At 56.8% G+C, this 555-nt stretch carries 1 protein-coding gene; it reads left to right on the plus strand.

The annotated features are described in order from the left end of the window. A partial coding sequence (locus ABD353_RS40080) for an aminotransferase class I/II-fold pyridoxal phosphate-dependent enzyme (RefSeq protein ID WP_344628621.1) occupies positions 1-459 on the plus strand: 459 nt, incomplete at its 5' end. Positions 460-555 lie beyond the last annotated feature (96 nt).

Raw genomic sequence — 555 nt, forward strand, 5'->3', positions numbered from 1 at the left:
ATTGGCTTTATGGTGGGTAATAAGACTTTGGTGAATGCCCTCGCTCGTATCAAAAGCTATCATGACTACGGGACTTTTACTCCGCTGCAGGTGGCGGCGATAGCTGCGCTGGAGGGCGATCAGCAGTGCGTGCGCGATATTGCCGAACAGTATATGCGCGGTCGCGATGTGCTGGTCAAAGGGCTTCATGAGGCCGGCTGGATGGTGGAGTGTCCGAAAGCGTCTATGTACGTGTGGGCGAAAATACCGGAACCTTACGCCGCCATGGGGTCGCTGGAGTTTGCGAAAAAGCTGCTTAATGAAGCGAAGGTTTGCGTCTCGCCGGGGATTGGCTTTGGCGACTATGGTGATACCCACGTCCGCTTCGCGCTGATCGAGAACCGGGACCGTACGCCCCAGGCGATCCGCGGTATCAAGGCGATGTTCCGCGCGGATGGTCTGCTGGCCTCCGCGAGCTAGCGCTGCGGGCAGTACGGCAAAATAAAAACGGGAGCATGAAGGCTCCCGTTTTTTTTGACACCGCTGCAGTCTAGATCATCAGGGCAAAAGAACCGG

Source organism: Kitasatospora arboriphila, assembly GCF_039528095.1.
Lineage (GTDB): Bacteria > Actinomycetota > Actinomycetes > Streptomycetales > Streptomycetaceae > Kitasatospora > Kitasatospora arboriphila.